Below are 24,801 nucleotides of genomic sequence, written 5' to 3'. Positions count from 1 at the left end.
TCAGATCAATCCGTCGTAGATGACCACGTAGATCACAAAGGCGAAGAACAGGATGCCGAACAGGATCAATCCAAGCTTGCCCCATGGGTCTGCCCAAGTCTTTTTCCAAGTGTAGGAAGTAAGGCGGTTCTCGGCGATTGCCCGGTCGACTTCGCGAAAGCCTTCCCAATCCTGCTTGCCGCCGGCGGGAGTGTTGTCTGGATCGCTCATCGCTCATTCTCCTTCGGGAGCAAACATGCACCCTCCCCTCTGGGCCGCCCCTCGCGTTGCCGAGAAAATAGCTGAAAATCATCGGGAAAGCGAGCACGGTGTCTTGGCGCGGAGGACAGGAAATGAAAGAAGGTGGAATGACCAAAAGACCACCCCGCGATAATGTCCTCGAATTCCGGACCGGAGGTGACCCGGGCAAGAGAGCCAGAAGAAGAAGCCTCACTCTTCTTGTAGCTGGAGGTCTGCTCGTCGGCATTCTTGGAGGTCTGGTCGGTATCTATTGGCCATTTGGTTCGGCGAGCGCCGAAGCGCGAACCACGCACAGCTTTGCGGTGTGCGGCATGGTCAGACGGACTTGCGTTGTCGATGGCGATACCATCTGGCTCGAAGGCGTGAAGATCAGGATCGCGGATATCGACACACCGGAAATCTCGCAGCCCAAGTGCGACTACGAGTACGACCTCGGCATCAAGGCCCGCGACCGGCTGGTTGTCCTGCTCAACCAGGGCGAGTTCGATGCGGTGACGATTGGCAGCAGGGACGAAGACCAATACGGTCGCAAGTTGCGGGTCCTTCAGCGCAATGGACGCTCGATTGGCGACCAACTGGTTGCAGAAGGCCTTGCGCGAACCTGGTCCGGGCGCAGGGAGCCATGGTGCTGATGCGCGACTGGCCCGACAGCGACGATCTCTTGCCGGGCAACGAGCGGGAATGGAAATTGAAGCTCGAAGCATGGCTGCTGGGTATTCCGATCGTTCTCATGCTTGTTGTCGGCATCGGATCGCTCTTTTGACGCTCACCCGTGATCAGGAGCTTTGGGGCATGGCGCTTTGGGTCGAGAAGCACCACGGCGATGCCGGGCATGAATTCATTGCGTCGAAGATCGATCAGCTGACCCGGGCCGGTGAGGTGAACGGGGCAAAACTCTGGCAGGACGTTGCGCAACGCTATGAGCGGCTTGGCGAGCGCACATCCCACTCCTCATGATGCGATCAGGAGCGGTAGCCTCGACTGAAGTCAGGTAGGCTTCGAGCCGTTCGATGGTTCTGCGGCGCGGTCTGCGTCCCATCCTGAGGTCGAGCACGAATCGCGGATCGCCGACTGCGCGTCGTCCGAAGCGTGTTGCCGAAATATGATGGTCTTTCAGATGCTTTTCGATCCGTTCCAGCAAGGTCATGTCCCTTTCGCTCCGACTCGCAAATCCCTTGTGTTCTTGTTATGTTCTTAGTAGGATCGCATCCGCGAGTCTAGGAAAATTCCTACGTTCAAGATTCGAAGGACAGACGAATGGAACATGTGAGGGAAGAGCTCGACCGGCTGATCCTCAAGGGCGGATATGGCTACGCGTCGATATCGCGGCTGCTCGGCCGCAACCCCGCCTATGTGCAGCAGTTCATCAAGCGCGGTTCACCGAGGAAGCTCGATGACGAGGATCGAAAGACGCTCGCCTGTTTCTTCGGCGTCGATGAGCAAGTGCTCGGCGGTCCCGCCAATCCGGTCACCGACGGCATGATCGAAATACCCGTCCTCGATGTCGAAGCATCTGCCGGTTTCGGTGCAGTTGCAGCCAGCGAGACTGCACATACTCGGTTTGGGTTCGACGAGCGATGGCTTCGACACCTGACGTCGGCCAAGAGCGCAAGCCTGTCGATCGTTGGGGTCAAAGGGGACTCTATGGAGCCTACCCTGAGCGATGGCGATGAGGTGCTGGTCGATTCGTCAGATCACGGCTCGCGGCTGCGCGACGGGATCTACGTCCTTCGATCTGACGACACCCTCGTCGTGAAGCGCATCGCCATAAAGCCAGGCGGTCGGCAGATCACTATTGCCAGCGACAATCCGGCTTACCCCACATGGCATGACATGGACCGCGCAGAGGTTCACGTTGTCGGTCGGGTCATCTGGTTTGGCCGGACCCTGTAGGAACAGGTGTTGGGCCGGTTATGGACTGGCCGCGTTTAAAGACAGAAGCCGGAGAAGCTGACGCTAGTTAGAGCCGCTGCGAACATACGTTGCCGCCGACATAGCAGTCATTGGTTCCATGATTTGCGGCTTCTGTTGGGGGACGTTTGTTCATGGGATTACATGGCTTTCAGACCTCCCTTCGACTATACGTTTGTGTTACAGTGGCTTGATGCCTGGAAGTACGACGCGAGCACGATTTACGTGATATCGAATGCGGAGGCACTTGATGGACGAACAAACACTGAATCGCTTGAACGCCGATAGATTGCAATCTCGGCAGGTCGACGAGCTGATCGGCCTGGCCCGAGGCCTCATTGCGGACGGTTCGATAAACCATGCTGAGGTCGAGTTTCTCGAAAAATGGTTGGTGACAAATCTTTCGGTCAGCCAGCAGCCACTAATTGCAACGCTCTATAATCGGGTCGGCACCATTTTAGCGGACGGTGTTGCCGATTTAGAGGAATGCGATGATCTGTTCGCTGCGCTGAGTGCATTCACTGCAGGCGATGCCACTTTGGGCGAAGCGGCCAAATCGACGTCGCTCCCGCTCTGTCAGCCAGCGCCGCCGATCATTTTTGATGGAAAAACTTTTTGTTTCACTGGCACCTTCAGTTTCGGACAGCGGAAGCATTGTGAAGAAGCGGTATAATCGAGAGGCGGCAGTGGAGGTAGCCTTACGAAGGCGACCAACTATCTGGTGATCGGCTCCTACGCCACTGAGTCGTGGAAGCATTCTTCATTTGGCAACAAGATTCTCAAAGCTACCGAGATGCGGCGCGCCGGCATCCCCATTTCGATTGTCGCTGAGGAACACTGGGCAAGGCATCTCTAACATTCGCCGATTTTGTGGCTCGCCTACTTCCGCAAACAAAGCGGTCGTTGAGCTGGCCAGATTGCACTGTTCGGGATCGTCATGAGTTCAGGGGCAACTGACAATGGCAACGAAACCGATTGCCATCCGGCTGCTCTAGCGCGTCACGACAGCTTCATCAGATCGAGTAGCGATTGAGACGCACACGTACTTCGGCTGCCGGCAATCGGCAGCGCGGATGCGTCGAGAGCCTGGTCAGCCCCTCATTCAGCTGCGCTTTGCCAAGCACTTCATGCTCCTCGAAGCGGTCGCATAGCCAGAGCACGCCATGCGTTTCAATTCCGCTATCGACCGCAAGGCGCCTCAGAGCTCCATCTCCGGTCAGCAATGTCCAGTGCCGCTGCTCAGCAATTGCGAAGGCAAATGTATCCGGCGTTGAGAGAACTGCGCGCTCGCGGCGCACGACGATTGCACGTGCGAGCTCCCCAGCATCGAGCTCCTCGACAACAAGTCCGAGCGCTACAAGCCGTTCGCCGAGCTCACCTTGCAACTCCTCGTGAAATAGCAGGTCTGGCACGGCAAATTCGTAGGGCAGACGGAAGAGGTCTTCGAGAAACCCGCCCCGTTCCAGATCGATTATTACTGAGGTATCTGAAACTAGGACGGGCAAAAGCTACACCATATTCTGATCCAGTCGCGCATCAAGCTCGCGCACGGATATACCGAGCAGTTCAGCTGCTCGAGCCTCACCAATTACTTGCTCTGCCAATGCTCTATAGCATAGCCGTTCGAACCGGCGAGGCTCCTCTTCTTCAGGTTCCATCCGCGCAGGCTCCTCATAAGGGGGCGAGCGCCAACCACGCTCGGCGAATATGCGGAACAGTTTTCCCAGCGACGCCTGGCTCAAGATACCCAAGTCCTTGCAGCGATAAGCCAGCGCCTGGATGCTCACGCCAAATCGTTCCTTGAGAGCAACAAGTTCACCAATGCTGATTGACGATCGATGAGCGCCGACCTCTGAACGCAGCACATCGGCCGGCATCAGAAAGGCACCGGCAAAGCGATGCGCTGCCTTTTCTTCGTCGATCCCGCCTTCGGGCGCCAGAACCATATGGCCAAGTTCATGTGCAAGATTGAACCTCTTGCGCTCGGACCACGAACTCTTTTTGATGACGATCACTCGTGAGGCAGCCCGGTCCTTGCGTCGAACCTTGGCGGCCAGCCCGTCTATGTCGTCGAGATCGAGCGACATCACCTTTATCCCGCGCTCTTCCAGCAGTTCCGACAGCTTGGGAATGGGATCATTGCCCAGTCCCCAGTCCTCGCGCACCGAGCGCGCTGCGTCTTCCGCATCCCGCAAATCTGCAACCGGATGCGGCGCACTGCGCGGCTGTTCCCAATCCACGCTGCGCAAGTTGAGCATATCCTCGACTGCCAGATAGCGTTCCAGCATATGGATCGTGCGCGCTTCGAGCTGGGCCTCCTCGCGCGCCGAAGCAATCGCCTTCTTGCGAAAGTCGACCCCTTCGAGCTCGAGTTCCTCCGCGCTCAGCAGATAGTCGACTGACACGCCCAATGCGTCGGCAAGCGCAATCAGCACACCCGAACCCGGCATAGCCTCATCTCGCTCATATTTCCCGATGGCCTGGGCGGATACGCGGCCTTCAATCGCCTCGGCGAGCCCGCGCAGCGACAGGCCGGCGGCCGAGCGCGCTACCTTGAGCTTGCGTCCTATCATGTCGACCTCCTGCGATGCAGTTTACAAACTGCCATATAGAAATATTTTTGTAAACCAAAACCCCTTGAAACGGGTTAATGCCTTCCTACATGCGCGATTACGAGATCCGAAGATATCGGGTTTGTAAACCAAAGCGCGATGAAGCGCCCCGCGGCCGGGACCCAATACCGGCGCAAACGGCGAGCCAGCGCGCGAATGTTCAGGGAGTGCCCAAGATGGCATTGAGCAATACCGCGCTACGCTATTACGACAACAATGTGCTTCGCCTGCCGGCGGACAAACGCAAGGAATATCACGAGCAGGTCGACCGCCTGGTCACGGAATTGTGCAAGTCGCTGCGCAACCGGACCGAGGTAAAGATCACCAAGGTCGTCAAGGCCGGTTCCTTCGCCAAATACACCATCCTGCGCAAGACTTCGGTCGACCCGGTTGATGTGGATGTCGTGGTGTATATCGCCGACAAGAATGCGGACCAGGAAACCCTGCAAAGCCTCAACGACACGATCTACGAACTGCTGATCAAGCAATATCCGACAAAGTCGGTTGAAGACTTTGAAATCCAGCGCAAGGCAGCAACCGTCACTTTCGCTGGCACCGGCCTCAGCGTTGACATCGTGCCGGTAATCGAAGATCCTGAACGGCCCGGCTATGGCTCGCAATTCGACCTTCAAACCGGCGATCCGGTCGAGACCTGCGCACCTGGCCAGATCAAGTTCGTGCGTGACCGCAAGGATGCGGACGGCGACTTTCGCACGCTCGTGCGCATGGCCAAGAAATGGCGCAACCACCACGGCATCACCAAGCTCAAATCCTTTACCATCGAACTGATCATGGCCCATGTGCTCGATAAGCAGGGCACTGGCGGCAGCATCGACCAGCGCTTCCGCAATTTCCTGCTCTACGTCGCCCAGTCGGGTCTCCTGGACGAGATCAGTTTTCCTGAAAACACCCTCCCGCTCGGCGAGTTCAACGACCCGGTGGTGATCCTTGATCCGGTGTCCAGTCAGAACAATGTAGCCAGCCGCCTGTCCGAGCAGGAACGGCGCGACATCGTCGCGGCGGCGAACGAGGCTTGGGAGACTGCCAGCTTCGCCTCGGCGGAAAACGACAATGAGGTCTGGAAAGAGATTTTCGGCCCGCGCTTCAAGACGGAGGACTAAGCCATGAGCCTGACCGCAACCAGGACCAGCACTTACACCACGGCCGATATCGAGAAGGTCGTCACCCGAGTGCGCGCCGACCTGATGATGATCGGTGATAGTACGGGCGCATGGACCCCCGAAAAGGCGCGCCAATATGCGCACGACATCGAGCTGCTCGCCAAGGAAGGCTATCTCAAATCCGTCGATGTCACCCTCTTCACCGGCGACACCGAAATCTGCGCCACGCGCTTCGAGGTCAATACTGACGCTTCAAGCTGGACGTCGAGCCGCCCCGGCGGGGTTTTGTGGCCCCGTATCGCCAATTCCTACCTTCGCATCATCCTCTCCTATACGAGTGACTACGACGACGCAGCGCGCGCCAGAATGAAGTCCAAGCTCGACATCAACTGGGTTAAGTCGACAGACGATACCAGCCACTGGATGCTGACCAACAAGGGTGGGCGCGACTATGCCAGCAACAGCTATGGCGTACAGCGCAAGGACTGGGCAGCATGAGCGAACCAAGTCCCTTCGAGAATGAGACGGCGCTCCCCGACGAACTGCTGTTCGCGCGGGAGAAGACCCTGCTGGGCTTCAAGCCCCGCTTCGATAAAATTCATGACCAGCTGCGCCTGTTGCTCAACAGCGGCGAACTTCAGGCGTGGAACAAGAAGCATCACAAAGGCAAGCTTGCCGTGGCCGAGCTTGTCGCCGAACAATATCCGCTTGTGATATTCCATGGCGATATCGGCACCGGGAAGACCGCTATGGCTGAATGTATCGCCAATCGCCTTGTTGCCGAGTCCCGCAGCGAGGATTCGATCCTCTTCAAGCTCAGCAACCGCGTTCGTGGTGGCGGCCTCGTCGGTGAAATGGGCACGCTCTTGGCCGATGCCTTCCACAAGGTCGCTCAATCGGCCGGCAAGCATCGCCGCGCCATTCTGATCATCGACGAGGGCGACAGTCTTGGTGCCTCCCGCGCCCAGGAGCACAGCCACCATGAAGACAAGGTGGCAGTTAATACGCTCATACAAGGCGTTGATCGTCTGCGCGACTATGGCGGCCGTGTTGTGATCTTCCTCTGCACCAACCGCCTCTCGGTCCTCGACCCCGCCCTGCAGCGCCGCGCAGCGATTATAGAGGAATTTCGCCGACCGGACGCAGAGCAACGCAAGGCGCTGTTCGAAATGGACCTCGGCGCGCTCGACCTCGACGCAAAGCAGCTAGAGGCACTTGTTGAGGTGACGGGCGAGCAGAATGATAACCCCACATGGACCTATTCGGACATTCGCACCCGCCTCTATCCCCGCGCCTTGTCCATGGCCTTTCCGGCGCAGGCGCTAAAATTCCATCACCTGATCGAGGCAGCGCACAGCCTGAAGGCCTCACCGATCATGGAGGATCGCTGATGCCCCGCTTGCCGCTCGCCGGACGACGCATTCACATTGCCGGAAGCATCAGCGCCGATCCGGAGATTGCGGCCAAGACCGATGTCGAAACCGCACGGCAGCTGGTCGAAGATCTTGTCAAGACGTTGATCAAGCGCGGCGCCAACTTTGTCATTCCCATTGACGTCGACAAGCGCCGCGAAGCAGACAGCATGCCCGTCTGTTTCGATTGGCTTGTCTGGCAAACGCTTCATGCCAATCTCGATCAGCGCCCAGCCGACATTCCCGGCCCGCTCGCGATCGCGGTCCAGCACTACAAGACCGAGGACCAGATCCCCGAGGATCAGGCCGAGCTGTGGGATCGGTTGCGCGATAGCCCGCTGGTCGAGATCGAAAACGCCGCGCAATGGAACATGAACAGCAAGCGGATGGAAATCCAGGCGCGATCAGGCGATATCTTGATCACGCTCGGCGGCGGTGAGGGAGTGCTCTATCTCGCCAATCTCTATCATGCTGTGGGCAAGCCAGTGATACCGCTCGATCTTCCTCTCACCGCAGACTATGAAGGGGCCCGCCAGCTCTATCGGTTCGGGCTGCAGCCCGCTCAAGCAGAACGTCTGTTCCGCACAAATGACGACCAAAATTCGCATGCCTGGCTTAATCGCATCCGCTTTCCGGCACGGCAGAAAGTCGACGAGCGAGTTAATCAGCTTATCGATCTGCTCGAAGCATTGGATCCGCCACGGGCCTTCGCTGTCCGGCTACTCAATGACAAGCACCCGGACTATCGCCCGGTCGAAGACCATTTTGAGACCGTCGTTCGCCCAATCATTGAGGGCGAATTGGGCTATCGTCTTGTCGTGATCGATGGCGAACAGGCCTTCGACTATTCTCGCGTCGACCAGGAGATTTTCGAAAAGCTTCATCGTAGCAGAGTGGTACTGGCCGACATCACCGGCGGGCGCCCCAATTGCTTTCTTGAACTCGGCTATGCTTTCGGGCGCGCGCTACCGACGATGGTAATGGGGCGTGCTGGCACGGACTTGCCTTTCGACATCACGACCTTTTCCGGCCTACTTTGGGATGACAGTTTATCGCTGAAGGAGCGTCGGGATGCATTTCGAACCCACTGGCAGGCGATTCGTAATCGTCCGCCCCTGGTTTCCCCAGAGCCTTTGATCTGATGATTGCGTCCGAGGAGATATTCATCTCGGTCGATGTTGAGACATCGGGGCCGATCCCCGGTGAATTCAGTCTACTGTCGATTGGTGCATGCGCCGTCGATAGACCCGATCAGCATTTCGAATGCCTACTGAAGCCGATCACAGATCGGGCCGATCCCAAGGCGCTTGAGGTCAGTGGCTTGTCGCTCGAGATCCTGCAACACACCGGGCTCGAACCCGTCCAAGCTATGGAGCGCTTCGAGATCTGGGTTGGCCAGATGGCCGGAGAGACTGGCACCCCCATATTTGTCGGTTTCAACGCGCCCTTCGACTGGTCCTTCGTGAACTACTATTTTCACCGTTTTCTTCGCCGAAATCCGTTCGGCTTCACCGCTCTCGACATCAAGGCCTACTACATGGGATCTGCCGGAACGAGCTGGGAGGCGACGCGCTCAAGCAAAATGCGCAAGCAGTTGGGTGCAGCCCTGGAAGGCGATCACGATCCGCTCAACGATGCGCTCGCACAGGCGGAACTCTTCCGTTTGGCGCGCACGAAGAGGTGACACAACGAGATGTCATTGCGGGTGATACGAACGTGCGTGGTCAGGAGTAGCTCTGCGAACAGAAAATCAGCGTGACCTCTCATCCGCAAAATGGCAGGCAGTAAGGATGTCGATTGTCTGGAAAATCATCCGCATTATCGGGCTTTACGTCGTCTCTTTCTTTGTTTGCGTAATAATCGCGGCAATTGCATTGGACAGTCTACCCGATGCGCTTGAAGCATTGTTCGCACTCCTCGCGCCGATTGCTTTCATCTGGTGGTACGAAAAGCGTCGCGCAACCAAAATCTCAGAGCGAGAGATACTCGCAAATAGCCCTGTCCCGCTGGGGAGAGAAGACGAACAACTGAGCCAACTCGGAGCATACCAGCCAAGGCAGAACAATGCCGAGCTTATCCGGGCTGGGCAGCAAGCGAGAGCCGAACTTGAAGCAGCGGCGGAACGAAGAGCAGCTGAAAAACTGGCGCGGCAAAGCCAGTCGAACCAATTTCTAAATCAGCATTCGCAGTCAAAAAAGCCGAAGGAAAAGCCACTGCCAAGGTCGCAAGGTTGGGTGCGCAAAGGGCAATCCGTCACCATTGCAGATCGCACGATCGATGGGATGGTCTACGTCGGCAAACCACCACGTATTGGCTCATCTTACTATGGCGAGAGCTGTCGGGCCTACATCGACCCATCGTTATCCGTCGCGCGGTCCGGGTCTGACAAGATTGGCGATAACATGCCATATTGGCCGGGGTACTCGAGCATTCCTGCCGTGTGCAGGGCCACCTATCTCGACTGGCTGGCTGGTGGCCGCCAAGATGGGACGATCAACCCAGGCTACATGTTCCTGTTCTTCTATGGTCTGGAGCGCAGGTTTCTGATCGACCAACCACCCGACGATGAGAAGCAGGAAATCGTTGCAGAGGTGGAACGTCTGAAGGCTCTTTTCGCCCACAATTACTCCGCCCAAAGGTATCTCGGTGAGTTTCTCGACATCGCGCGTATCATGGCGATGGGCGGCATCTCCTTGGATGATGCGACACTTAAGCAGACGATCCTTGAGAACCGTAGCTGGGATTTGCCATTTTCGCTGAAGTTCGCGCTCGGCGGCATGATAGCCGAAGGCAAAGCCTTTGATGCCGAATGGCTGCATCTCTGGCTGCATTGCCACCCAGAGCGACGCCTTCGCACTCCAGCCGAGCGTTGCGGCAACGAATTCAAGGCACTTTTCAAATTGAAGTTCGACGCGCTTTATCCTGATGGCTTGAAAGTTCGAACGCCTCGCAAGCTTCTGAAAATTGACTATCGTGCTGCATCCAGCGAGTTCAATTGCTCGGTCAATCTCACGGCAGGAGATGGCGGAGATGTGACGATTCCCGACGTTACTGATTTGCGGTCGCCGGTACAGACAGCACAAAAAATCGCAGATGAGGCGATGGATGAACTCGATAAGTTCAGCCGGTATCTTGGACGAAATCCAGATGGCCGCGGGAGCATTGAAGCACAGGCGCTCCTACCTGCTGAGCTGTGGCGTCTGTTCCCGTCGGACGAGTTGGAAGAACTCAAGGATTGGGCGCGCGAGCAAGTAGCGACGGGCGGGCTGGTCCCAGCACTTGATGTGATCTCGCGCCTGGAAGGAGAAACGCCGAAGAAGCTCGGCAAGCGGAACCTGACTGGCGCAGCGGATGCACTCGCCCGTATCGGGTTCGGTATGGCTCCAGACCCAAGATTCTCGCTGCGCGGACCGAAGATCGACGAACCCGTTGTGATCTTCGAACTCGGCGAGCCGGTCGAACAGCTTGAAGACGTCTCCCCGGCCTATCGAACCGAATTGTTTGAACTAGCGCTGGCGACCTTCGTCGCACATGCCGACAGCAAAATTGTGGAAGCCGAACGCAGAGCACTCCGTGAAAAGATCGACGCTGTTAGCGGCCTGACCGAGCTTGAAAGAAAGCGTCTCCACGCCAACCTCGAATGGTATCTCGATATTCCGCCAGACATGTCATGGCTGCGCAGCAAGCTGAAAGATGCGGACGCTGAGCATCATCTGGCCCTGCGCGCGGCAGTTGTCGCGATAGCCCACGCTGACAGCGTGATTCAGTCCGAAGAAGTGGCTTGCATCGAGAAGATCTACAAGGCTCTGGGGATCGATGCTGGCCTCGTTTACGCCGACCTCCATGCTGGCGACGTGCCAGACGGCCCGGTTCGCGTCAAAGCCGCTGAAGCGGAAGCACCAGGCGAACAAATACCGGACGAGCCGAAAGCCAAAGCCGCTTCGCTCGATGCAGCGCGTATTGCCGCTATTCGAAATGACACCAGGCGCGTTTCAAGCGTACTGGGCGAGATTTTTTCGACCGACGAAGACGTGAGCGACGAGGTCACCGCAGCACATGCTCTTCCATCATCAATGGCTGGCCTCGACCCTAAGCACGCGTTGCTTGTGGAGCAGATAATCCAGCGCGAACACTGGACCGACGAAGAGTTTAACGAGATCGTCGGCAAGCAAGGCCTCATGCCGTCTGGCGCGCTTGAGGTAGTAAACGAATGGGCTTTCGAGAAGTTCGATGAGGCCTTGCTCGATGAATATGACGGATATGACGTATCGCCGGACATAGCCGATACGTTGAGGGCCGAGATGGCGAAGGGGGATTAATTCATGTCGAGACTGAAGCCGCGCGAGCGCGACGCCATCGTTCAGGCGCTACGCGCCGGTGTTGTTCCCAAGTTGGGGCTTCGGCACATCCAGGTTGGACGAGCACGTGAGATCGAGGAACTCGTGAAGGACATGGACCGGATCGCCGATGGCGGTTCAGCCATTCGTTTCATCATCGGCGAGTATGGCTCCGGCAAGACCTTTTTCATGAACCTGATCCGGCTTGTGGCGCTCGAAAAGGGACTGGTCGTCATGTTTGCCGACCTTGCCCCGGATCGACGCATCCACGCGACCGGCGGGCAAGCACGGGGCCTCTACGCGGAGATGGCGCGAAATCTTGCCACCCGGACCAAGCCAGATGGTGGTGCATTGTCGAATGTTGTCGAACGCTTTGTCAGCCAGGCCCAGCACGATGCCGAGGCGCAAGAACAATCGACAGATGACATCATTCGCCAGCGCCTTGCCCATTTCGAGGAGCTGACAGGAGGCTTCGACTTCGCGCAGGTGATCCGCCGGTATTGGGAGGGACATGAAACCGGCGATGAAGAGCTCAAATCGGCAGCGATCCGATGGCTGCGCGGCGAATTTGCTACGAAGACCGATGCTCGCAAGGCTCTGGGTGTTCGCACAATCGTCAATGACGCCAGCGTCTACGATCACCTCAAACTGATGTCGGCATTTGTTTGTGAAGCGGGCTACAAGGGCCTGCTCGTTGGCCTTGACGAGATGGTCAACCTTTACAAGCTGACTTCATCGCAGGCCCGCAATGCCAACTATGAGCAAATCCTGCGCATCCTGAACGACGTTCTGCAAGGAAGCGCGGAGAACCTTGGGTTCCTCATGGGAGGAACGCCGGAATTCCTCATGAATACGCGGCGCGGCCTCTACAGCTATGACGCCCTCCAGTCTCGCCTCGCAGAGAACACCTTTGCGCGTGACGGACTGGTCGATCTCTCCGGGCCGGTCATTCGACTAGCTAGCCTTACACCTGAAGACCTGTTCGTGCTCCTAGCCAACATTCGCGCCGTCATGCAGGGCGATGAAACAATCCTGCCAGACAACGCCTTGGAAGCGTTCATGGCACACTGCTCGGACAGGATCGGGGAAGCTTATTTCAGAACCCCCCGCAACACGGTCACAGCTTTCGTGAATCTTCTGGCCGTGCTCGAACAAAACCCCGGCGTTGAATGGTCGGACCTCATCGAAGAACTCGACGTGGCAGAGGATTCTGGTGACGACATGAGCGACGTGGATGAGAGCGTTGGCGCTGTTCCCGAGAGCGACGAGCTAGCCAGCTTCCGACTGTGAGCACGGCATTCGACAAGCTGGCTCGACCAATCCAGAAATGGATACGTCAGCAAGGCTGGAAGGAATTGCGCGATATTCAGGCGCGCGCAACGCACGTGCTAATGGACGGCAATCATGACCTGATTGTCGCTGCCAGCACCGCCGGAGGCAAGACTGAAGCCGCGTTTCTCTCGCTACTGTCCCAAGTGCTCGATAAACCCAGTGAGGACTCCGGATTTGATGTTCTGTATGTCGCGCCGCTGAAGGCGCTCATCACCGATCAGGCGCGCCGACTTGAAGACATTTGTCGCGATACAGATTTGCCTATCACGCCGTGGCATGGCGACGTTTCGTCATCGGTGAAGGCTAAGGCTACCAAGCGACCGAGGGGCGTGCTGCTAATTACCCCGGAATCCCTTGAAGCGCTATTCATTCGACGCGGATTGGAGATTCCGAAGCTGTTTGGCGCAACGCGCGCAGTCATTCTCGATGAATTGCATTCGGTCCTCGACAGTGAGCGCGGCATCCAGATGCGTTCGCTTCTCACGCGCCTCGAAATTGCTCTAAAGAGACCTATTCGCCGGGTCGGTTTGTCGGCCACACTCGGAGATATGGAGCTGGCGAAGGCTTATCTTCGTCCTGACAGCCCTGATGAAGTCGAACAGGTCATTGCCGAGGGCGGATCAGCCGAATTGCAGCTTCAGCTCCGTGGCTACGTTGCTGGCGACAAGGACGATGAAAGCCCTTCAGCGACGGATGCCATTTCGCAGCACCTATTCGAACATCTGAGAGGCAGCGACAATCTTGTCTTTGGCGGTGCGCGTCAGGCCGTTGAAATCTACTCAGATCGGTTGCGCGCACTTTGCGAAAAGGAATACCTGCCGCAGGAATTTTACCCTCACCACGCCAGCCTATCGCGCGAGCATCGAGACTTCGTCGAACGTCGCCTGAAAGATGGTACTGCGCCGACAACTGCCATCTGCACTTCCACGCTGGAACTGGGAATCGATATTGGCGATGTGACCTGTGTCGGCCAGATTGGCGCACCGTTCAGCGTCGCATCGCTCAGGCAAAGGCTTGGCCGATCAGGGCGGCGACCGGGCAAGCCAGCCATCCTTCGACAATACGCAGTCGAGGCGAAGCTTACGCCGACGAGCAATTTCTCGGACCGACTTCGCCTTGGGATGGTGCGGGCCATAGCGATGATCGAATTGCTTTTGGAAGGCTGGTGCGAACCGCCGCAACGCGAGGCCCTTCACCTTTCGACCCTCGTTCACCAAATCCTCTCAGTGATCGCCGAGCGAGGCGGAATACGTGCGCAGCAACTCTACGGGATTCTCTGCCAGATCGGACCATTCCGTCAGGTCGATACCCAGCTGTTCCTGGATGTTTTGCGAGCACTCGGGCAACCGGAGGTCGCGCTCATTGAGCAAGCCAGCGATGGCCTTCTGTTGCTCGGTGCCAATGGCGAGAAGCTGGTCGAGCACTATAGCTTCTACGCAGTATTTCAGACACCCGAGGAATACCGGCTGATTTCCGGCGGTAAGGAGCTTGGAACGCTCCCCATCGACAACATGATTGCGCCCGGAATGCTTCTCATTTTTTCGGGCAGGCGCTGGCTGGTGCAGGAAGTTCTCGACCGGGATCGTGTCATCCTGGTTGCACCGGCGAAAGCGGGAGTGCCGCCCATCTTTGGGGGCGACCCTGGTAACATCCATGACCGGGTGATCGAGCGAATGTTCGATGTTCTAGAAGGCCAAAAGCGCTCGATCTATCTTGATGCGACTGCGCTGGAGCTACTCGACGAGGCACGCAGCAATTACACCGAACTGCAATTTGTCCCCGGAAGGATTGCGCAGCTCAGCGACAACGCTGCTGTCATAGCGACCAAAACAGGTTCCGTTCGGACAACGACCTTGGCACTCGCCCTTCGCGCCAACGGCTTCACCGTGCAGACACACGACGGGTTTCTGGAAGTGTTTGGGAAGGACGAAAGTCCGGAGTTGATCGACGCACTTTCAGCTCTGGCAGATGGCAAAGAGGTGGACCTATTTGCTCATTCACCGAACCTGTTGTTCGAGAAGTTCCATCCCCACCTGACTGAAGACTTACTTCGACGCGATGCCCTTTCCTCAAGGCTTGATGCCGGGTGTCTATCGAATTTGGCAGCGTCAATTCTTGGAGATCAGTCTTGAAAGTCGTCGGAAATCAGCTTCGCTTCAGCGCAACCGATTTGGTCGGCTACCTCAATTGTCGGCACCTGATTGGTCTTGAACACGCCGTTGCCAAGGGTGAGCTGGCGAAACCCAAATACTACGATCCTCTGCTCGAAGCTCTGTGGGAACGCGGGGCTAAACATGAGCAGGACTATGTCGAGCACTTGGCCTCCCTCGGGCTGCACGTCGTGCGTATCGACGGTGTTGAGATTAAGGATGAAGCTGTTGCGGCGACGCACAAGGCCATGCGCGCAGGCGTTGACGTCATCGTGCAGGGCGCTCTGCGTTCGGGCGCATGGGTCGGTCGCGCTGACATCCTCCGGAAGGTCGATACGCCGAGCGATCTCGGCGGTTGGTCCTATGAAGCTGTCGACACCAAGCTGGCCCGCGAAACCAAAGGCGGGACGGTTCTCCAGCTTTGCCTCTATTCCGAGCTTATCGGCGAGGTTCAGGGCCGTATGCCGGAGTTTGCGCACGTCGTTCCGCCCTGGACCAATTTTGTGCCCGAGCGCTATCGCGTCTCCGATTTCGGGGCATACTACCGCCAGGTAAAGGGAGGAATGGCGGCCAATTTCGCTTGCGGGGATCCGAAGGAGTCATATCCGGAACCGGCCGCGCATTGCGATATCTGCGTGTGGAGCACCCGCTGCGACAAGCAACGGCGCGACGATGACCATCTTTGTCTTGTGGCAGGGATCTCGAGCCTTCAGATCGCCGAACTCAAGGAGCACGGGGTCACCACGGGTGCGCAGCTTGCCGAACTCGCCATGCCTTTGTCCTGGAAGCCAGAACGCGGCTCGCTCGAAAGCTTGACGCGCGTTCGCGAGCAGGCCCGCGTTCAGCTGGAAAGCCGTCTTGCAGGAGAACTGAAATTCGAGCGCCTTGCACCAGCCCCCGGATTTGGCTTGGCTTGCCTGCCCGAGCCCGATGAAGGAGATATCTTCCTCGATTTCGAGGGTGATCCCTTTGTTGGAGAGCACGGTCTCGAATACCTCCATGGCTTTCATTACATCGACGGCGGTGAGAAGCGCTATCAGGGGCTCTGGGCGCTCGATCGCGAGGCAGAAAAGGCAGCATTCGAAACCTTCATCGATTTCGTTATCGCGCGGCTGGAAACTTATCCCAATCTGCATGTCTATCACTACGGGGGATACGAGCCGGGAGCGCTCAAGCGCCTCATGGGCCGCTATGCCACCCGCGAGGATAAACTCGATCGGCTGTTGCGCGGCAAGGTTCTGGTCGACCTTCTCAGCGTCGTGCGGCACGCAATTCGCGCTGGCGTCGAAAGCTATTCGATAAAAAAGCTCGAGCCTCTCTTCGGCTATGAACGCGATGCCAAACTGCCCGACGCGAACCAGGCTCTGACGCGGCTTCAGCTGTGCCTCGAAGCGAACGATCCCGCAGGGATCGAGGCCGAGGATCGCGCGACCGTCGAAGCTTACAACCGCGATGACTGCGTTGCGACGCGATACTTGCGCGATTGGCTGGAAGTGCAGCGGCAGAAATTGGTCGAACAGGGAGCCGACATTGCACGTCCCGAGATCGCCGATGGCGCACCAAGCGAAAACCTCTCCGAATGGCTCGAGCTGATCACGCCGTTGATCGAGCAACTTACTGATGGAGTGCAGGTTGATCCGGCCGATCAGTCGGCCGAGGAGCATGGTCGTTGGCTGTTGGCGAACCTGCTCGAATGGCATCGCCGCGAGGAGAAGGCAGGCTGGTGGGAATACTTCCGCCTGTGCGACCTTTCTGCAGAAGATCTGCTGGATGAGCGCGCGGGCCTCTCGGGTCTGCAGTACATCGAGACGGTGGGTGGAACGGCAAAATGTCCGATCGACCGCTACAGCTTTCCAGCTCAGGAAGCCGACATTCGCCCGGGCAAGGGAATTAAGGTCCAGGGCGGCCAATCGGTCGGTTCTGTCGAGGACATTTCCCGCAGCCTCCGGACTGTCGACATCAAGAAGACCTCCGCCATGGCGAGCGAGCATCCCGAAGCAATCTTCGTCCACGAGCATGTTTCATCGAAGCCCATGCAGGAATCGCTTATTCGACTGGCACGCTATGTATGCGAGCATGGCATGTTCGACGGCGATGCCTACCGGCCTGCCCGAGACATGCTCATGCGCGTGGCCCCGCAAGCCGGAGGCGATGCGCCCATCAGGATGGACGGCGAAACGCCGCTGGCCGCCGGCGTGCGGATTGCACCGCTAGTTGCGTCAGGCGTGTTGCCGATCCAAGGACCACCCGGAACTGGCAAGACGCATACTGGCGGGCACATGATCTGCGAGCTGGTGAAGCAAGGCAAAAAGGTAGGGATCGTGGCCAATGGCCACGATGTGATCCGCAACCTTCTCGACAAGGTTATTGAGGTTGCTGAGGAAACCTCCACGCCGCTTGTGTGCATTCAAAAGCCGAAAGGGGGTTCAAAGGAAGAGGCCACCGACCGCCTTCGCTTTGCCAAAAAGAGTAACGGTGAGGTGTTCTCCGCTTTGTATGGCGATTGCCAGGTTGCGGGCGGAACAGCGTGGCTGTGGTCGACCGAAGACGCGTTTGAATGTCTTGACGTTCTTTTCGTCGATGAGGCTGCGCAGATGTCCCTCGCAAATGTGCTCGCGGTCTCGCAGGCAGCCAAAACGCTGGTCTTGCTTGGTGATCCTCAGCAGCTCGACCAACCAATGCAGGGAAGCCATCCGGACGGCACTGGATGTTCGGGTCTGGACCATCTCTTGTCGGGGAAACAGACGATAGCAACTGACGAAGGACTGTTCCTCGACGTTACCTGGCGACTGCATCCCGATATCTCCGGATTCACCTCAGAACTCTTCTATGAGGGCAAGCTTGATTCGAAGGAGGAGACGGCTGGGCAACGCGTCAATGCCAACGGCATCGCTGGGGGCACGGGGCTACGCTTCTTGCCCGTCGAACACAAAGGCAATCAGAACTGCTCTCCCGAGGAAGCCGATGTTATCGCAGCCTTGGTAGACGACATCCTCCAGCAAGGAGCGACCTGGGTTGACCGGAATGGGGAAGAGCATCCCGTCGGACGCGATGACATTCTGATCATCGCGCCGTACAATGCCCAGGTCTTCGAAATTCAGCAGCGCTTGCCGCAAGCACGTGTCGGAACCGTCGACAAGTTTCAGGGGCAGGAAGCGCCGATTTCGATCTACTCGCTCGCCAGCTCTTCGCATGCGGACGCTCCGAGAGGCATTGAGTTTCTTTACAGTCTCAATCGCCTCAACGTTGCGACATCCCGCGCAAAATGCGTGACGATCCTGGTTGGCTCTCCGCAAGTCTTCGAAGCCGAGTGCCGCACGCCGAGACAAATGCAACTTGCAAATGCGTTCTGCCGATATCGTGAGTTTGCCGATAAACCTTGAATTCGCTGAACCGGCTGAAACTCATATCCCGAAATCCAGCGTCTTGCTCTTGCTCCGGGTCAGCTCTTTCTCGGCCTTGTTAGCCTCCACCGATTTCGGCTGATCGACTCCGCTATCTTTCGTGGCAGTAGGCTTCACGCTTCCCGTGACCTCGATGGCCGATGCCTTCTCGCCTTTGTTTCTGGCAACGGCCGCTCCGAGCTTGTCCGCACTGTCGACCACCAGCGTCAGGTGATCGCGCAACCTCGTAACCGTCACCAGGAAGGTCTTCTGGTTCGACAGGTTGCGCTCGCGGCTGTCCATCACCGCGATACCGCGATCCGATGTCAGGCCCTGCGCCATGTGGACGTTGAGTGCATAGGCGAGGTCGATCCGCTTGAGCATCGGGTCGTCCTTCTTGAGCTCGACCAGGTCACCCTTGGATGTCTCGAAGGTGACCTTGCCGTTCGCAATTTCGACAACCCTCGCCTGGTCGGCATTGAACAGACCCCGTCGGTGATCGTTTCGCGTCCAGCGGATCCGGTCGCCTTCGTGGATTTCGAGCTTGCGCGGCTCGAGCAGGGTGAGATTGTCGTCACCCTTCCCTGCCCTGATCCGTGCCGGATCGAACCGGAATCGCTTGCCACGCTTGTCTTCTACCTCGACCAGCTTCCCTTTCCGGTCCTGCCCAATGACACGGTACTCGCCAACGAAAAGGCCCAGCGCCTGCTGCTTCCTGGAGACCTCCAGCACGCGTCCCGCCCGATAGGCCGGGAGATGGCGAAGTTCTTCCCGGGTGGTGTTCACGCGGTCGAGGACCTCCAGCTTCATCTTGGCAGGACCGATCTCGCGACTGGCGAGAAGGCCTTGCTGGACCGCCGCGTTGACCGCTGAACGAATTGCGCGTCCCGAAGCGTAGATTGAAGTCCGCGCGCGGGTTTCCTTGTCGAGCGCGAGCCAGGTTTCAGCGGCGACCTGCGCGCCATCGCCCCTGGCCTCGACGGTGTGCGACTTCAGATGGCGAAGTGCCTTGCGCACGTCGCCTGCCTGCGCCGCCGCCTGCGCTTCGCGCACGACCGGGTCTCGGGCGCGCAGGTTCGTAGCCATCTCTGCCCGCGCAATCCCTGCCCGCTGAAGCAGCGCGAACGGCTTGCCCGCGTCGACCGCACCCAGCTGTTTACGGTCTCCAATAAGGACTAGTCGATGAACGCCTGCGAGATTGGCGAGGCGAACGAGCTTCTCCTTGTCTTCGTTCGAGACCATCGATGCTTCGTCTAACACCAGTACATGATCCTTGAGGCTCGCCTGCGCTTCTGCGCGCAATGCGACGTTGCCCGGATCGTCGAGCAGCTTGTTCCAGCCACCAAGAAAGCGTGCCAGCGTCTGCGAGCCGATCCCGGTGTCGCGTTCGAGCATCTGGACGAGGGTATTCTGGATCGCGAGCCCGATGACCGGGTGCCCTTCATCGCGCAGTACCTCGGCGACGGGCTTCAACACGCTGCTCTTGCCGGTCCCCGCGATGCCCTGGACCGCGATCGTGCGATCCTTCGATATGAGGATCAAGCGCGCCGCCGCCAATTGCCCCTCGTTGAGCCGGAACCCCTGCCCCGTGAGCGCAGCCGCCTGGACAGATGCGGCAGCTTTCTGGGGGGTGATCGCAGGCGAGCTGTCGCCCTTCCCGGCAGCAACTTCGGAAAGGATCCGTTGTTCGGTCACGACCGCATCGCGCGATGCAAGCCAGCCCTTGTGCTCGCCCTTGCCCGCAATCAGGTCACCTGAACGCACCAAAGCCCGTGTCCGCTTCTCGACATCGGCAATCGTAGTCGGCAGCCCGAAATCGAGCGCGGCCTTGTAGAGCGCTGTCCGTTCGAACGCCGCTTCGCGCTGCGAGAGATGGCGCACCGCCGAGGCGACAGCCTGCGCTGCGGCGATGGTCTGACGGTCCTGCTTCAGCACCGATGGCGGCACCAGGGGATCGGCGGGATCGCCCCTGACATGCGCGGCAAAGCGGCTGAGCCACGCCCGCCCGCGCTCGACCAGCGAACCGATCCGCGTGGCTTCCATGCCCTGCCCAAGCGCCTTGGTCCGCGCGCGATCGACCAGCGGCTTCAAGTCGAGCCCGATCGATTGCGCAGCCTCGCTCCATTGCTTACTCAGGGTCGCTCGGTCTTCAATCCCTTCCTTGCTTGCGCGGGTGTCGAGCGCGGCGATGCGGCCGGCGTCGAGACCCGGACCGCGCCGCGCCTCGAGCACTTCCTTGCGGCGGGTCGAGAACGCCATGACCTGCTCGCGCGATATCCCGCGCGCCTCGAAATTACCGTGCTTCAGTACCGGACCCGGCTCGTAACCGAGCTTCTCGACTGCGACCCGAAAGCGCGCCATCGCTATCGAATTGAGCGTGGTATTGAGCTGCCAGAGCCGATCGTTCTTGAGCGTTCGCCACTTGCCGTCCTTGCCTTGCGTGACGTTGGCGATGACCGCGTGGAAGTGAAGGTTGGGTTCCTGATTGCGGTTGGTGTCGTGCTGGAACAGGCCGATGGCGAGATTGCCGGTCGCCTGCGTCACCACCATGCCCTTCTCGACGACCCGGGTTTCTGCCGCGTTCTTTTCGGCCCAGTGCAACGCCTCGACGACAGCTTCGCGGTAGGCGGCAATAATCCGTTCGTCCTTCCCGACGAGTGCCAACAGCGACCAGCTCTTGGGGACCGAAAAGGTGAGATCGGTCCCAGGCCGGTGTGCCTGGCCGGGATTGCCGACGCTGCTCCCGTCGGGCAGCTCGCCGCGCAGCAGCGCGTCGAACGCCCTGGCCTCGACCTTCCCCTCTAGACCGAGGCGTTTCGCGCCGTCACCGATCCATTGACCCGAACGATCGGCATCGGCGCTGGCGTAGTAATTGTCCGAGGCAAAGTAGCTTGCCGCCGCCGAAGGCGAGCGGACATTGGCGACGGAAAGCATGGGGCGGAATTACCTTTCGCGAGCCCTCGTCCCTCCCCTATTCCTCTTCAAATATCGGGATCGTAGTCTCCCAGATCGTGGTCGTGGTCATGGCCGTCGTCGGCGCCCCTTCCCTGCTTCGCAGCGCCGCCCAGGAGCGATTTCTGCTGCTCTTCCTGCATCTTCTGGTCGGCCTTGCCGCGAGCGTCCTGTGCTCGCTGTTGGGCCGCAGGATCGGGAACGTCGGACCGCCGCGACTGTGCAGTCTCCTGCTCCTTGTCACGATCCTCTTCGGCCTTGCCGGACAAGGGAAGCTCGGACTGCGCTGGCCGAGGTTGGGCAGGAAGCGCGCTCCTTTGTCCTCGATCGCGAGGGTTACGCGCCTTAGTTCGTTCCGGCCGTGCCTGCTCGGTCTTTGTGGACTGGCGAACCCGGCCACGTTCCTTGTGCTGGTCCTTGCGGGGCCTCTTTGCAGGGCGAGCGGAGGGATCGTTTTTGTCCTTCATCCGGCGCGGATCACCGTCATTGTCGCTCGTTTCCGAAGCTCCGGTCGGCTCTGAACCGTTTCCCGCTTCGCCGCCTGCGGACGCCGCCTTCTTGGTCGTATTGGGGATCTCCCGGGCGATAAATCCTTCCGCTACCCGGGGCCAATTGCGCGGGCGGAGGGCGACTGGCGCTGCGGGAAATCCTTCCGGAAACTTGATGAACCCGTGAAGGTTCTTGAGCCTCATCAGCTCGTCCGGGAGCAGCAGCGGGACCACCTGCCGCCGCGGCGTCAGGCTGACCGCGTCGCGGGCGTTGTTGTAGCCGTAGCTGTAGCCTTCCTCCATCTCGCGAACCTCGCGGTGACCGATGACATCGGAACACCAGGTGGCGGTCTCGCGGTCGGCGGTGCCGAGGATCAGCTTGGTGCGGGCAAGCGAGGACAGCGTCATCGCCATGTTCTCGCCGTAGACGTCCTTGAGCTTGGCAAAGGCATGGATGCCGGTGACGATCGCGCCCCCGAAATTGCGCGCGGTCTGGAGGCCCTTTTCAAGCGAAGGCAGGCGATGCAGCGCACCCAGCTCGTCGATCAGAAACCACAGCCTGAGGTCGCGCGAACGCTCGCCCGCCATCAGCGTGTTGATCGAGGTGTCGAGCCACAGGGTGAGCAACTGCGAGAGCACGCTCATGTCGATGTAGCGCGCCGAGAGGAACAGGATCGAGCCCGGTTTGCCTGCCCCGTTGACCCATTCGCGGACCGAGAACGGAGTGCCATCTTCGGGCAACATCTGCAATGCCTTCGCGTTGACGTTGAACACTGCGCGGACCGACTCCGCCATGCGCGCCGCGCTCGGCGTGCTGATCGGTCCCGCCATCGTGTCTTCGAGAAGCTGGTGAAGGTCGGAGAGATCGGCATTCATCAATTCGTGCGCGAGCGCGGCATTGGTCCCCCGTCCCGCCTCGGCGAGCTTGAGGCAGGTCTCGACGAACAGGGTGCGCGCGGCGAGCACCCAGAACTGTTCGGCGCCGCCACCGTCATGAGGAACCAAGGACTCCGCAGCCGCATGGAATTCTACGCGGGTTGTGCAGTCGTTGAACACGCTCCAGGCCGGACAACGCGCGTCGAGCGGGTTCAGGATGATGTCGCGTTCGGGCTCGTAAAAGGTCTCGATGAAGGCCCCGGTGAGGTCGAAGATGACCGCGCGCTCGCCCCGCTGCCGGATCTCGCTTGCCAGCTCGGTGAGCACCACAGTCTTTCCCGTACCGGTCGTGCCGACCAGCATCGCATGGCTCTGTTCGAGCCGCCACGGCCAGCTCACCCGGGCAAGATGCGCGGGAGCATAGAAGCCTGCACCGCGAAGGTAGGTGGACCCGGCAAGCCGCCATTTCCAGCCCATGGTTTCGCCATATTCGCGCGAACGGGCAGCGCAGTTGTGACGATCGATCTCGCGCTTCAGTTCGGGGAGGGTTGCAAGCTCTGCGCCGCGCACGTGCTTCTTCTGTTTCGAGTGCTCACCGAAGCGCTCGGCGACCCACCAGAAGAGCAGGAAGAGGGGGGCAAGGATGAGTGCGGCAAGCCAGAGCGCGCCGACAGCTGTCGACCGGAAAAGCGCAACTGCCTCGCGCATTGGCGGATAGTCCGTGACCACCGAAATCGGAAAAGCGACCATGCTGCCATCGGCCAGCTTGAGGTTCACGAGCTTGTCAGGATCGAACTCCATGAAGCCATAGGCCGACGCATAGACATGCATCCACAGGAGGTAGACCTGGTGGTCGTCGAGCGCGCCGCTCACTTCCCAGTAGAGGAGGCCGATGGCGACCAGAATTGTGACGATAAGCGGCCCCTTGAGACCAGCCGCGAACATGAAACCGAAGTGGCCGAGGAGCTGGCTTCCACGGGTGAAGTTGACGAGATTATGCTTCATCGTCGCCCCCCTGCGGACGGGGTGCAACGATCCCGAGACGCTCCAACCTGCGCTGGTAGGCAGCGACCGTCTTCTCGCGCAGAGACGGATCGGAATGGTGCGTGAGCAGCGCATCGAGCGCGACCGTAATGAAGATATTCTGGCGCACCGGATCGGTCGCCGGGGTCCTCAGATCGGCTTCGGTCGCGCGGTGCCACGCATCGAAGATGCAGTCGCCAATGACGATGCTCGCGCTGACCCTGCGCTCGTCGGATTGTTTCCTGATCCATTCGGCGATCAGGGGCGTGACATAGGTCACGAACCGGTGGTGTCTTTGCATTTTTCCAAGTTCCTCGTGTTCAAAGAACCTGGCTCACCCTTCGAAAGGCAAGTGCCACTCTAGGCCGCCGCCGGGGGTGTAGGAAAACGGAAAATTCGCATAGCTTTTCAGCAGGCTAGATGGATCTGTACCGACTCGGCACGGACGGGCAAACAACTGGACCGCATCCGGCACAGAAGATGCCACAAGCGAATTGCCGTGAATTCGCGAGGCAATTCAGCGCCTTCCCTTGCAGCACCCGCTGCGTACGGTGTGCTGTCAAGTTCCAATGTGAGCGGGCGTTTCCGGTAACTTGGAGCAATCGTTCAATGCGCTGAATTCTCTGCCTTATTCTTGGAGCGGGAGCAGGTGGGCTTTTCGGGCCAGAGCGAGACTTTAGGCGCAAACAGCTCTGGGCTACCAACTGGCCTTAGTTTGGTAACAAATGGCCAGCTACGGGGACGTTTTTCATGAGGCATATTTGTTCGCGCCGCTTGCCGAATATCGGCTTTCGACCACTGTTCGCATGTGCCAGAAAGAGGCTATCGACATGCTTGACAGTCGAATTGATGTGCACAGGCTCGCGCCGCCTTTCTGGATGGAACAACTGCCCAGACTCACCCGACCAATAGACGAGCGAGGGCCAGCCCGTTCGCTGAGCAGGAGGTCGACCGCTTACCACCG

General features: G+C 58.9%; 20 protein-coding genes. 14 read left to right on the top strand and 6 right to left on the bottom strand.

Translation table 11 applies throughout. From position 1 onward, the window contains the following. Nucleotides 1-210, bottom strand: coding sequence for a hypothetical protein (locus ASS64_RS15740; RefSeq protein ID WP_010236988.1), 210 nt, complete (start codon nt 208-210; stop codon nt 1-3). A gap of 122 nt (nt 211-332) precedes the next feature. Here ASS64_RS15740 and ASS64_RS17020 point away from each other — a divergent pair, with 122 nt between their 5' ends. From ASS64_RS17020 to ASS64_RS15725, 5 genes are all read left to right on the top strand, one after another. After that, nucleotides 333-872 (top strand): thermonuclease family protein, encoded by a 540-nt coding sequence (locus ASS64_RS17020; RefSeq protein WP_231680732.1) that lies wholly within the window; start codon nt 333-335, stop codon nt 870-872. Further along, the gene (locus tag ASS64_RS16895; protein ID WP_010236984.1) at nt 863-1,003 is read left to right on the top strand and encodes a hypothetical protein; all 141 of its coding nucleotides are present in this window, start codon (nt 863-865) and stop codon (nt 1,001-1,003) included. Before ASS64_RS17020 ends, ASS64_RS16895 begins: the two co-directional genes overlap by 10 nt. A 29-nt stretch (nt 1,004-1,032) precedes the next feature. After that, the gene (locus ASS64_RS16890) at nt 1,033-1,197 is read left to right on the top strand and encodes a hypothetical protein (RefSeq protein WP_198147742.1); all 165 of its coding nucleotides are present in this window, start codon (nt 1,033-1,035) and stop codon (nt 1,195-1,197) included. Between the two features lie 300 nt (nt 1,198-1,497). Then, nucleotides 1,498-2,133 carry a S24 family peptidase gene (locus ASS64_RS15730; RefSeq protein ID WP_010236979.1) on the top strand — a complete coding sequence of 212 codons (636 nt, stop codon included), beginning with the start codon at nt 1,498-1,500 and terminating at the stop codon, nt 2,131-2,133. A 268-nt stretch (nt 2,134-2,401) separates the two neighbouring features. Beyond that, entirely contained in the window at nt 2,402-2,824 is a 423-nt protein-coding gene (locus ASS64_RS15725; protein WP_197273848.1) for a hypothetical protein, read from the top strand. A 340-nt stretch (nt 2,825-3,164) separates the two neighbouring features. On the opposite strand, the gene ASS64_RS15720 is transcribed toward ASS64_RS15725, so the two are convergent. Next, nucleotides 3,165-3,656: a hypothetical protein gene (locus tag ASS64_RS15720; RefSeq protein ID WP_010236974.1), complete on the bottom strand. Its 492-nt coding sequence runs from the start codon at nt 3,654-3,656 to the stop codon at nt 3,165-3,167. Between the two features lie 3 nt (nt 3,657-3,659). Beyond that, a complete protein-coding gene (locus tag ASS64_RS15715) occupies nt 3,660-4,724 on the bottom strand; it encodes an XRE family transcriptional regulator (protein ID WP_010236972.1) in 1,065 nt (354 codons plus the stop codon). Nucleotides 4,725-4,939: 215 nt separating this feature from the next. On the opposite strand from ASS64_RS15715, the gene ASS64_RS15710 reads away from it, so the two are divergent. The 9 genes from ASS64_RS15710 (at nt 4,940) to ASS64_RS15670 (ending at nt 18,498) form a co-directional block, all read left to right on the top strand. Then, entirely contained in the window at nt 4,940-5,884 is a 945-nt protein-coding gene (locus ASS64_RS15710; RefSeq protein WP_067696583.1) for a CBASS oligonucleotide cyclase, read from the top strand. Nucleotides 5,885-5,887: 3 nt separating this feature from the next. Continuing rightward, a complete protein-coding gene (locus tag ASS64_RS15705) occupies nt 5,888-6,382 on the top strand; it encodes a hypothetical protein (RefSeq protein ID WP_010236968.1) in 495 nt (164 codons plus the stop codon). Then, the gene (locus ASS64_RS15700) at nt 6,379-7,275 is read left to right on the top strand and encodes an ATP-binding protein (RefSeq protein ID WP_010236966.1); all 897 of its coding nucleotides are present in this window, start codon (nt 6,379-6,381) and stop codon (nt 7,273-7,275) included. Before ASS64_RS15705 ends, ASS64_RS15700 begins: the two co-directional genes overlap by 4 nt. After that, nucleotides 7,275-8,438: a hypothetical protein gene (locus ASS64_RS15695; RefSeq protein WP_067696580.1), complete on the top strand. Its 1,164-nt coding sequence runs from the start codon at nt 7,275-7,277 to the stop codon at nt 8,436-8,438. The genes ASS64_RS15700 and ASS64_RS15695 overlap by 1 nt, the downstream gene beginning before the upstream one ends. Then, nucleotides 8,438-8,980 carry a 3'-5' exonuclease gene (locus ASS64_RS15690; protein ID WP_010236961.1) on the top strand — a complete coding sequence of 181 codons (543 nt, stop codon included), beginning with the start codon at nt 8,438-8,440 and terminating at the stop codon, nt 8,978-8,980. Before ASS64_RS15695 ends, ASS64_RS15690 begins: the two co-directional genes overlap by 1 nt. A 106-nt stretch (nt 8,981-9,086) precedes the next feature. Then, complete coding sequence (locus ASS64_RS15685) at nt 9,087-11,615, top strand: TerB N-terminal domain-containing protein (protein ID WP_083508422.1); 2,529 nt, start codon at nt 9,087-9,089, stop codon at nt 11,613-11,615. A 3-nt stretch (nt 11,616-11,618) separates the two neighbouring features. Further along, nucleotides 11,619-12,923, top strand: coding sequence for an ATP-binding protein (locus ASS64_RS15680; protein ID WP_067696577.1), 1,305 nt, complete (start codon nt 11,619-11,621; stop codon nt 12,921-12,923). Next, a complete protein-coding gene (locus ASS64_RS15675) occupies nt 12,920-15,097 on the top strand; it encodes a DEAD/DEAH box helicase (protein ID WP_010236953.1) in 2,178 nt (725 codons plus the stop codon). Before ASS64_RS15680 ends, ASS64_RS15675 begins: the two co-directional genes overlap by 4 nt. Continuing rightward, nucleotides 15,094-18,498 carry a TM0106 family RecB-like putative nuclease gene (locus ASS64_RS15670; protein ID WP_067696572.1) on the top strand — a complete coding sequence of 1,135 codons (3,405 nt, stop codon included), beginning with the start codon at nt 15,094-15,096 and terminating at the stop codon, nt 18,496-18,498. The genes ASS64_RS15675 and ASS64_RS15670 overlap by 4 nt, the downstream gene beginning before the upstream one ends. A 21-nt stretch (nt 18,499-18,519) precedes the next feature. Here ASS64_RS15670 and mobF read toward each other — a convergent pair whose 3' ends face one another. Genes mobF through ASS64_RS15655 form a run of 3 tightly spaced genes read right to left on the bottom strand, consistent with a single transcriptional unit; the run spans nt 18,520 to nt 24,138 of the window. After that, complete coding sequence (gene mobF / locus ASS64_RS15665; RefSeq protein WP_067696569.1) at nt 18,520-21,432, bottom strand: MobF family relaxase; 2,913 nt, start codon at nt 21,430-21,432, stop codon at nt 18,520-18,522. Nucleotides 21,433-21,479: 47 nt separating this feature from the next. Further along, nucleotides 21,480-23,819 (bottom strand): type IV secretion system DNA-binding domain-containing protein, encoded by a 2,340-nt coding sequence (locus ASS64_RS15660; RefSeq protein WP_067696567.1) that lies wholly within the window; start codon nt 23,817-23,819, stop codon nt 21,480-21,482. Next, nucleotides 23,809-24,138, bottom strand: a complete 330-nt coding sequence (locus ASS64_RS15655) for a hypothetical protein (protein ID WP_067696565.1) — start codon at nt 24,136-24,138, stop codon at nt 23,809-23,811. The genes ASS64_RS15660 and ASS64_RS15655 overlap by 11 nt, the downstream gene beginning before the upstream one ends. Nucleotides 24,139-24,801: the final 663 nt, after the last annotated feature.

The sequence above is a fragment of the Erythrobacter sp. AP23 genome, assembly GCF_001542855.1.
In the GTDB taxonomy this organism is placed as follows: Bacteria; Pseudomonadota; Alphaproteobacteria; order Sphingomonadales; family Sphingomonadaceae; genus Qipengyuania.
Note: the sequence above shows the minus strand (reverse complement) of the source record. Positions and strands in the feature narration are given on the sequence as shown.